We start from the raw sequence: 8330 nt of genomic DNA on the forward strand, positions 1-8330 counted from the left end.
CGCGGCCCTCGTCGTGGCCGTGTGCTTCTGGCCGCCGGTCGCCGTCGGCGCCGCCGCGAACACCCTCGACACCGACGTCGATGTACACCCGGGCCACCGCCCCGGCGCCTCTCGCCCCATGTTGTTCGGCTTGTTCGGCCCCATGCGCTCCGCACCGCCGTGCCGGTCCGCCGTGACCGGCGGCGGGGCCCCTGCCCCCCGACCGCCGCTCGACCACGAGTGACCTGCGGCGCCGAGCTATGCTGGGGCTTCGCTGCGGCCCCGGCCCAGCGCGGCGGTGGGGCTCGCCGTACCCGAACCGCGGCACCGATGCCGCCAACGGTCCCTGCTTGCAACGGTCTGCGCCCGCGTGCGCGGGCCCCGGCGAGTAGGAGACACCGCATATGACGGCCCCGGACTCCAGGACGGCGGAGCGGCTCCCGCGTCCCGGCACCGCACCGCGCACCCCCGCCCGACGGCTGCTAGAGCCGGGGCAGACGCCGGTCGTGGCGGTGGTGGCGCTCGGCGGCGGGATCGGCGCGGCGGCACGGTACGGCGCCGCCCTGCTGTGGCCGACCGCCCCCGGCGCCTTTCCATGGACGGTCCTGTGGGTCAATACGGTCGGCTGCGCGGTGATCGGCGCGTTCATGGTGATCATCGCCGAGGCCCGGGCGGTCCATCGGCTGGTGCGGCCGTTCTTCGGCACGGGGCTGCTCGGCGGCTTCACGACCTTCTCCACCTACGCCGTGGATATCCAGCGTTTGATGGCCGACGGGCGTTCGCGCACCGCACTGGCCTACCTGGCCGCGACGTTGGCGGCGGCGCTCACGGCGGTGTGGCTCGCGGCGGCGGCGACCCGCCGTGCGCTGGGGGCGAGGCGGGGGCGGCGATGACGGGACAGGGCATGAACTGGCTGCTGGTCGTGGCCGGCGGGATGGTCGGTGCCCCGCTGCGGTACCTCACCGACCGGGCCGTGCAGCGGCGGCACGACACCGGCTTCCCCTGGGGCACCTTCACCGTGAACGTGGTCGGCTGTCTTGTCCTCGGCCTGCTGGCGGGGGCCGCGACGGCCGGGGCCGCCTCGGACCGGGTGCAACTGGCACTGGGCACCGGCGTGTGCGGCGCGCTCACGACGTATTCGACGTTTTCGTACGAGACGCTGCGCCTGGCGCAGGACGGGGCACGTTTCCTCGCCGTCGCCAACGCAGTCGCGAGCGTGGTGGCGGGCCTGGGCGCGGCGTTCACCGGTGCCGCCTGCGCCACGGCGCTCTGGGGCTGACGGCCGCCGGGGACAGTCGGTCAGGGGCGGTGAGTCCCCGCCCCGGGGGCGCCGTCGCGCGCTACGGGCGGGGCCAGGGCCTGCCGCCGATGCGTTCGATGCCGGAGTTGAAACGCTTGAGATAGTCGGCGAAGGCGGCGATGTCCTCGTCCGACCAGTCCGCCATGACACGGTCCAGGCTGCGCACGATGCCCTCGCGCTCCTCGTCCAGCAGGCGCGCCCCCTGCTCGGTGATGCGGAACTTGCGCGCCATGCCGCCGGCCGGGTCGGGGATGCGTTCCACCAGGCCGGCGCGGAGGGCCGCGGCGGTCTGCCGGTTGAGCGTGGAGGCGTCGAGCCCGAAGGCGTCGCTCAGCTCCCCGATCGACATCGGCCCCTGGACGCGGATGCGGCTGAGCAGGATGTACGCGCTGCGTTCCAGGACGCTGTCCTTGCGCCGACCGCCCATCTGGTTCATGAACGTGTGACGACTGAGCAGCATCTGCTCGTACTCGACCTCGTGCGTCGGCCTGACCATGTGCCTGAGCCTCCTTACCTGTGCGGCCGTCGCGCTGTGTGTCCCCGCGTACGGCCGTTCCATCCTGGCACATGTACGTGTACGGGCCACATCATATGCTTGATACATACGGCATGTACGATGCACATCCTTCACCGGCACTCGCCTCCATGGCGCGCGTCATCCCGTGAGAGAAAGTCGAGGAGTCCCCACATGGACGCCCCCAAGCCGACGGCCCGCGCAGGTGGCGTGGTCGCAACCCTTGCGCTCGCCGGCATCACGGCAGCGATCATGCAGACCCTGGTCACCCCGCTCATCGCGGAGCTGCCGCAGATCCTGCACACGTCGTCCTCGAACGCCGCCTGGGTGATCACCGTCACCCTGCTGGTGGCGGCGGTCTGCGTCCCCGTCGTCGGGCGCCTCGGCGACCTCGTCGGCAAGCGGCGCATGCTGCTCGTGTGCTCCGTGCCGCTGATCGCGGGCTCGGTGGTGTGCGCCCTGTCGTCCTCCGTCGTCCCGATGATCATCGGGCGCGGGCTGCAGGGCATGGGCATGGGCATGGTGCCGCTGGGCATCGCCCTGCTGCGCGACGTGGTGCCCATGGAGCGGCTCAGCTCCTCGATCGCGCTGGTCAGCGCCTCGATGGGGATCGGCGGCGGCCTCGGCCTGCCGCTCGCCGCGGCGGTCGCCCAGTACGCCAACTGGCGCGTGCTGTTCTGGGGCTCCGCGGGGCTCGCCGTCGCCGTCGCGGTGCTGATCTGGTTCCTGATCCCGGACGTCCCGGCCGGGGCCCAGGGGCAGCGCTTCGACCTGCCCGGCGCGGTCGGCCTCGGCGTCGCCCTGGTCTGTCTGCTGCTCGCGATCTCCAAGGGCGCCGACTGGGGCTGGGGTTCGGCGACCACCCTCGGCCTGTTCGCCGTCGCCGTGGTGGCACTCGCCGCCTGGGGCCGGTGGGAGCTGCGCACCGGTGACCCGCTGGTCGACCTGCGCACCACCGCCCGCCCCCGGGTGCTGCTCACCAACGTCGCCTCGGTCTTCGTCGGCTTCGGCATGTACGCGAGCATGCTGGTGCTGCCGCAGCTGCTGCAGTTCCCCGAGGCCACCGGCTACGGCCTCGGCCAGTCGATGCTCGCGGCCGGCCTGTGGATGGCCCCCGGCGGCATCATGATGATGATCGTCTCCCCGCTCGGCGGCAAGCTCACCAACGCCCGCGGCCCCAAGTTCACCCTGGTCAGCGGGGCCCTGGTGATCGCCGTCGGCTACGGTCTGTCCATGCCGCTGATGGGCTCGGCCTGGGGCCTGATGCTCGTCGGTATCGTCATCAACAGCGGCGTGGGCCTCGCCTACGGTTCGATGCCCGCTCTGATCATGGGATCGGTGCCGGTCTCCGAGACGGCGGCGGCCAACGGCTTCAACACGCTCATGCGGTCGCTCGGCACCTCGATCGGCGCCGCCGTCATCGGTGTGATCCTCGCCCAGATGACCACCACCCTGGGCGGCCACACCTTCGCCTCCGAGGCGGGTTTCCGTACCGTCCTGCTGGTCGGATGCGGACTCGCCCTGGTCTCCGCGGCGATCGCCGCGGTCATCCCCGCCGCCCGCACCGCCCCGGCCGCCCAGGACGCGTCGGACCCGGCCGCGACCCCCGAGGAAGCCGCGGTCTGACCCGGCCCCCGCCCGGACCGCGGTCACGTGCACAACCCCGTTCACCCCGCCCCCGCCCTCGTGAGTCGGGGCATGCGGCGGGGGCCGGAGCCCGGGTGGGTTCCGGCCCCGTGGGGTGTCGGGTCAGGCGGCGGCGCCCACGTTCCCGTGCAGGCGGGCGACGACCTCGGTCAGCTGGGCGGCGACCTCGGCGTCGTCGGAGGGGTGGGTCTCGGCGAAGCGGGTCACCGAGCCGGGGATGGACAGCTTGATGTCCTCGATGACCTTGCCGCCGGCGATGCCCACGGCCTTGCGGGCCTCGTCCTGGGCCCACACGCCGCCGTACTGGCCGTACGCGGTGCCGATCACGGCGACCGGCTTGCCGCCGAAGGCGCCGGCCCCGAACGGGCGGGACAGCCAGTCGATCGCGTTCTTCAGCACGGCCGGGATGGTGCCGTTGTACTCGGGGGAGAAGAGCAGGAACGCGTCGGCGGCCTGGGCGGCCGCGCGCAGCTCCGCGGCGGCGGCCGGTACGCTGCCCTCGACGTCGATGTCCTCGTTGTAGAAGGGGATGGCGGCCAGCCCCTCGAACACCGTGATCTCGGCGCCCTCCGGAGCGACCTTGACGGCGGCCTCGGCCAGCTGACGGTTGGTGGAACCGGCGCGAAGGCTGCCGACGAGGGCGAGGATGCGAACAGACATGGGGAACTCCAGTGAGGGCTGAAACATTGCCGTTACGAAGCGGACCGAGGTCCGTTTAACGTTGTACCAGTCTAACCGGACCGCGGTCCAGTTCCATCCCGAGTGCTTTACGCTGTGTTCATGTCCCGCGTCCTGCCGCCCCTCACGCCGCCCCCGGAGCCGGTGGACACGCCGCTGCTCGCGGTCGGTTCGGCGGACGACGAGCCCTGCCTGCGCGCCGACGCCGCCCGGAACCGGGCCCGGCTGTTGGAGGCCGCGGCCCGCCTGGTGCGGGAACAGGGCGCCGCGAACCTGACGATGGAGGCGGTGGCCGCGGCGGCCTCGGTGGGCAAGGGCACCGTCTTCCGCCGCTTCGGCGACCGCACGGGCCTGTTGGCGGCCCTGCTGGACCACTCGGAGAAGAAGTTCCAGGCCGCGTTCATGAGCGGCCCGCCGCCGCTCGGGCCCGGCGCCGGGCCGGTGGCGCGGCTGGGCGCGTTCGGCGTCGCCCTGCTGCGCCGCACGGGCGACGAACTGGAACTCCAACTGGCGGCCGAACCGGACCCGGAGCGCCGCTTCTCGGCGGCGCCGCGCCGCGTCCTGCACGGCCATGTGGTGCTGCTGCTGCGGCAGGCCGTGCCCGCGGCGGACTGCGAGCTGCTGGCGCAGACCCTGATGGGCTACCTGAGCCCTGTCCTGGTCCACCACCTCACCCGGCAGTGCGGCATGCCGCTGGAGCGGCTTGAGGCCGGCTGGCTGGACCTGGTCGCCCGCGTGACCCGCACGGATCCCTGCCGTTGAGCCCGGTTCAGCCGTGCGCGGCGAACCCGTTTGTCAGCCCTCGCGGGGCCCGGTGCGAGGCCGGACGCATGCGGTAGCCGTACGAACCCGAGGCCGCCGCCGAACTCGCCGCGAGCCGATACAGGTTGAGCCTGGGCGCGGTGGTCGCGTACGACGACGAGTACGCCATGCCGTTGACGCGCACCCTCCCGGATGCGGGGGTGGGCATCCCCGAGGACACCGCCGTGATCGGGGCCGACAAACCTGATGCCGGGGCCGGTTGCCGCGGCCCCGGCTCAGCATGATGCACATCGCACCGTCGGCCGTGCGTGACGTCGTCGATCGCGCCGTGCGCGACCCCGGCTCGTACCCGAGACGCACCGGGTGCCCGGCGCGCCGGTGGTGCGGTGCGTCCGTGGTGCGGCGCGAGTCCGGCCGACCGGGTCGTGCACCGGCCCCGGTCGGTCCGGTCGGTCCGGTCGGTCCGGTCGGTCCGGTGGGCCCGGCACGCCGTCCCCCGTTCGCCGGGTACGGCGCTCTTCGGGACGGCCCGGCCTCACTCGCCCCGGACGTTCGCCTGCTGTGCGGCGATGCTCTTGCGGACCTCGTCCATGTCCAGCCTGCGGGCCTGCCCGATGACATCCGTCAGGGCGGCCTCCGGCAGCGCGCCCGGCTGGGCGAAGACGGCGACCTGATCACGGACGATCATCAGTGTCGGGATCGACTGGATGTCGAAGGCCGCGGCCAGCTCCGGCTGCGCCTCGGTGTCCACCTTGCCGAACACCAGATCCGGGTTCTCCCCGGCCGCCTTCTCGTACACCGGCGCGAACTGACGGCACGGGCCGCACCAGGACGCCCAGAAGTCGATCAGAACGAACTCGTTCTCCGTGACCGTCTGGTCGAAGTTCTCCTTGGTGAGCTCCACGGTGCTGCTCATGCGTGATTCCCTCTTCTCGGTAGGGGGGCGATTCCCGGTGTGCGACCTGGCCGTCCGCGCAACACGGCCGCCCGCGCACGTATTCCGGCCGCGTACCCGTGTGGCCGCCCGGCACACCACCCACCAGACTGTCCCCATGACGGAAACGGAATCCATCGCTTACGACGTCGTGGTGCTCGGGGCCGGGCCCGTGGGGGAGAACGTGGCCGACCGCACCAGGGCGGCCGGCCTGTCCACCGCGATCGTGGAGAGCGAACTGGTCGGCGGCGAGTGCTCCTACTGGGCGTGCATGCCCAGCAAGGCCCTGCTGCGCCCGGTCATCGCCCGCGCCGATGCCCGCCGCCTGCCCGGCCTGGACCGGGCCGTCCAGGGCCCCCTCGACGCACCCGCGGTCCTCGCCCGCCGTGACGCGTACACCTCGCACTGGAAGGACGACGGGCAGGTCGGATGGGTCGAGGGCATCGGCGCCGGCCTGTACCGCGGCCATGGCCGCCTGGCCGGGCCCCGCACGGTCACCGTGACCGGCCCCGACGGCGCCGTGCGGACCCTCACCGCCCGGCACGCCGTGGCGGTCTGCACCGGCACCCGCGCCCTGCTGCCCGACCTGCCCGGAATCGCCGACGTGCGGCCGTGGACCAGCCGGGAGGCGACCAGCGCGGAGTCCGTCCCCGGTCGGCTGATCGTGGTGGGCGGCGGGGTGGTCGCCACCGAGATGGCCACCGCCTGGCAGGCCCTCGGCTCCCAGGTCACCGTGCTGGTCCGCGGGAAGGGCCTGCTGCCCCGGATGGAGCCCTTCGCGGGCGAACTGGTCGCCGAGGCACTCGCGGACGCCGGCGCCGAGGTCCGCACCGGCACCTCCGTCGACTCGGTGACCCGGGAGAACGGAACCGTCGTCGCGGTCACCGCGGCCGGCGACCGGATCGAGGCCGACGAGATCCTCTTCGCCACCGGCCGTGTCCCGCACACCGACGACATCGGGCTCGACACCGTGGGTCTGGAACCCGGGTCCTGGCTGCCGGTCGACGACAGCCTCCGGGTCACCGCGACCGACTGGCTGTACGCGGTCGGCGACGTCAACCACCGTGCGCTCCTCACCCACCAGGGCAAGTACCAGGCCCGGATCGCGGGCGCCGCCATCGCCGCCCGGGCCGCGGGCGACCCCGTCGTGGCCGAGCCCTGGGGCGCCCACACGGCCACCGCGGACCACCACGCCGTACCCCAGGTCGTCTTCACCGACCCCGAGGCCGCCGCCGTCGGGCTCTCCCTGGCGGAGGCGGAACAGGCCGGTCACCGGGTGCGGGCCGTCGACGTCGAGTTCTCCTCGGTGGCCGGCGCGGGCCTGTACGGCGACGGCTACAAGGGCCGCGCCCGCATGGTCGTCGACCTGGAGGAAGAGATCCTGCGCGGGGTCACCTTCGTCGGCCCCGGTGTCGGCGAGCTGATCCACTCGGCGACCGTCGCCGTCGCCGGACGGGTCCCGATCAGCCGCCTGTGGCACGCCGTGCCGTCGTATCCGACGATCAGCGAGGTGTGGCTGCGCCTGCTGGAGGGCTACCGGGGCTGACCGCGCCGACCGCCCGCCGTTTCAGGGTAGTTCGAAGCCCAGGGCCGTGGCGGCGGCCTCGGGCGTGGGCTGTGTCCACCGCTGTGCCATCGCCGTGTGCGACGACAGGGAGCGCAGTTCGGCGCGGTCCAGATAGAGGGTGCCGTCCAGGTGGTCCGTCTCGTGCTGCACGATCCGGGCGGGCCACCCGGTGAACACCTCGTCCAGGGCGCGGCCGTGCTCGTCCTCGCCGCGCAGCCGCACCTCGGCGTGCCGGGCCACCACCGCCTGCCAGCCGGGCACGCTCAGGCAGCCCTCGAAGAAGGCGGCCCGGCCGCCGCCCACCGGCGCGTACGACGGGTTCACCAGCACCCGGAAGGGCTGCGGGACCCGCCCGCGGGCCTGCCGCACCTCGTCCGGCACCGCCGCCGGGTCCTCGACGACCGCGATCCGCAGCCCCACCCCGACCTGCGGCGCGGCGAGCCCGACGCCCGGCGCCGCGTGCAGGGTGACGCGCAGGGCCGCGACGAACCGGGCCAGCAGCGCGGGCTCCAACTGCCCGTCGAACCGTTCGGCCGGGCGGCGCAGCACGGGGTCGCCGGCCGCCATGATGGGCAACGGCCCGTCGTCGGCGAGGAGTTCCTCGATCCGCTCGGCGAGGGGTGTGTGATCGATGGGAGGTGCCATCGCGCCAGCATGACACGTCGGCCACCCCGTGCCCCGCCGGGTCGCCGCCCGGCCGGCACCCGGCGCCGTCGGCCCGTATCTGACCCCCGGCGGGCACCGCGGTCGGTCTCGCCGCCTGGGGCGCGGCGGCCGGTACCTTCGCCACGGCGATGTCCTCGGCGAACGCCGCGGTCACCTTGTTCTTGGTGCTGTACGCGGCGACCCTGCTGCGAGCCCCGAGCCCCGAGCCCCGAGCCCCGAGCCCCGAGCCCCGAGCCCCGAGCCCCGAGCCCCGAGCCCCGAGCCCCGAGCCCCGAGCCCCGAG

General features: G+C 73.7%; 11 protein-coding genes and 1 pseudogene. 7 read left to right on the forward strand and 5 right to left on the reverse strand.

Translation table 11 applies throughout. The features are described 5' to 3' along the window. From ACWEKM_RS44935 to crcB (ACWEKM_RS44945), 3 genes and pseudogenes are all read left to right on the forward strand, one after another. Nucleotides 1–223 (forward strand): annotated as a pseudogene (locus ACWEKM_RS44935) (hypothetical protein); the annotation flags it as partial. Between the two features lie 160 nt (nt 224–383). After that, the gene (gene crcB / locus ACWEKM_RS44940; protein ID WP_451627091.1) at nt 384–872 is read left to right on the forward strand and encodes a fluoride efflux transporter CrcB; all 489 of its coding nucleotides are present in this window, start codon (nt 384–386) and stop codon (nt 870–872) included. Nucleotides 873–883: 11 nt separating this feature from the next. Further along, entirely contained in the window at nt 884–1258 is a 375-nt protein-coding gene (gene crcB / locus ACWEKM_RS44945; protein WP_451627099.1) for a fluoride efflux transporter CrcB, read from the forward strand. A 61-nt stretch (nt 1259–1319) separates the two neighbouring features. On the opposite strand, the gene ACWEKM_RS44950 is transcribed toward crcB (ACWEKM_RS44945), so the two are convergent. Further along, on the reverse strand, nt 1320–1775 hold the full coding sequence (locus ACWEKM_RS44950) for a MarR family winged helix-turn-helix transcriptional regulator (RefSeq protein WP_451627092.1): 456 nt from the start codon (nt 1773–1775) through the stop codon (nt 1320–1322). Nucleotides 1776–1811: 36 nt separating this feature from the next. On the opposite strand from ACWEKM_RS44950, the gene ACWEKM_RS44955 reads away from it, so the two are divergent. Further along, the gene (locus ACWEKM_RS44955) at nt 1812–3419 is read left to right on the forward strand and encodes an MFS transporter (RefSeq protein ID WP_451627093.1); all 1608 of its coding nucleotides are present in this window, start codon (nt 1812–1814) and stop codon (nt 3417–3419) included. A 123-nt stretch (nt 3420–3542) separates the two neighbouring features. Here ACWEKM_RS44955 and ACWEKM_RS44960 read toward each other — a convergent pair whose 3' ends face one another. Beyond that, nucleotides 3543–4100 (reverse strand): NAD(P)H-dependent oxidoreductase, encoded by a 558-nt coding sequence (locus ACWEKM_RS44960; RefSeq protein WP_451627094.1) that lies wholly within the window; start codon nt 4098–4100, stop codon nt 3543–3545. A 120-nt stretch (nt 4101–4220) separates the two neighbouring features. Here ACWEKM_RS44960 and ACWEKM_RS44965 point away from each other — a divergent pair, with 120 nt between their 5' ends. Then, nucleotides 4221–4880 (forward strand): TetR/AcrR family transcriptional regulator, encoded by a 660-nt coding sequence (locus tag ACWEKM_RS44965; RefSeq protein WP_451627095.1) that lies wholly within the window; start codon nt 4221–4223, stop codon nt 4878–4880. A 7-nt stretch (nt 4881–4887) separates the two neighbouring features. Here ACWEKM_RS44965 and ACWEKM_RS44970 read toward each other — a convergent pair whose 3' ends face one another. Beyond that, nucleotides 4888–5088, reverse strand: coding sequence for a hypothetical protein (locus ACWEKM_RS44970; protein WP_451627101.1), 201 nt, complete (start codon nt 5086–5088; stop codon nt 4888–4890). Between ACWEKM_RS44970 and ACWEKM_RS44975 the strand changes: the two genes are divergently transcribed. After that, a complete protein-coding gene (locus ACWEKM_RS44975) occupies nt 5048–5164 on the forward strand; it encodes a hypothetical protein (RefSeq protein ID WP_451627100.1) in 117 nt (38 codons plus the stop codon). The genes ACWEKM_RS44970 and ACWEKM_RS44975 overlap by 41 nt on opposite strands. Nucleotides 5165–5415: 251 nt before the next feature. Here ACWEKM_RS44975 and trxA read toward each other — a convergent pair whose 3' ends face one another. Further along, nucleotides 5416–5796, reverse strand: a complete 381-nt coding sequence (trxA, locus tag ACWEKM_RS44980; protein ID WP_451627096.1) for a thioredoxin — start codon at nt 5794–5796, stop codon at nt 5416–5418. Between the two features lie 136 nt (nt 5797–5932). Between trxA and ACWEKM_RS44985 the strand changes: the two genes are divergently transcribed. Next, nucleotides 5933–7360: a dihydrolipoyl dehydrogenase family protein gene (locus ACWEKM_RS44985; RefSeq protein ID WP_451627097.1), complete on the forward strand. Its 1428-nt coding sequence runs from the start codon at nt 5933–5935 to the stop codon at nt 7358–7360. 21 nt (nt 7361–7381) lie between these two features. Here ACWEKM_RS44985 and ACWEKM_RS44990 read toward each other — a convergent pair whose 3' ends face one another. Continuing rightward, nucleotides 7382–8026: a peptide deformylase gene (locus ACWEKM_RS44990; RefSeq protein ID WP_451627098.1), complete on the reverse strand. Its 645-nt coding sequence runs from the start codon at nt 8024–8026 to the stop codon at nt 7382–7384. Nucleotides 8027–8330 lie beyond the last annotated feature (304 nt).

The sequence above is a fragment of the Streptomyces sp. NPDC004752 genome (genome assembly GCF_053601275.1).